The sequence below is a fragment of the Pseudomonas helleri genome, from assembly GCF_009600315.1.
Lineage (GTDB): Bacteria > Pseudomonadota > Gammaproteobacteria > Pseudomonadales > Pseudomonadaceae > Aquipseudomonas > Aquipseudomonas helleri_A.
Map to the genome: position 1 here is coordinate 1 of NZ_WIWC01000133.1, position 354 is coordinate 354.

A 354-nucleotide genomic window follows, 5' to 3' on the forward strand; every position below is an offset into this window, starting at 1 on the left:
GCAAAACACGGCGCAGCGCATGAGCGTCAAGCCACTGAACAAACTGGCGCTGCACTGGCAGGCGGTGGACGGCCTGGCCGAACGCATTCGACGCCATCTACGGCCGCTGTACGTCGCGCTCGACTTCGCCGGCACGGCCCCCGATAACCCATGGCTCGCGGCGCTGACTTGGGCCAAGAGCGTGTTCGCCAAGCAGCAGCGCCTATCACAACGGCCACTCGACGAATGTCCGGCGGCAACGCTGCCGAAACGCTTGCGTCCGTACCTGCTGATGTTCGATGCCGAAGGCACGCCGACAGGCCTGCATGCCGATCGTTACGAATTCTGGCTTTACCGTCAGGTCAGGACACGCTT

The 354-nt window shown here is 63.6% G+C and carries 1 pseudogene; it reads left to right on the plus strand.

Annotated elements, in window-relative coordinates:
- Positions 1–354 (plus strand): annotated as a pseudogene (locus GHN86_RS23145) (Tn3 family transposase); the annotation flags it as partial.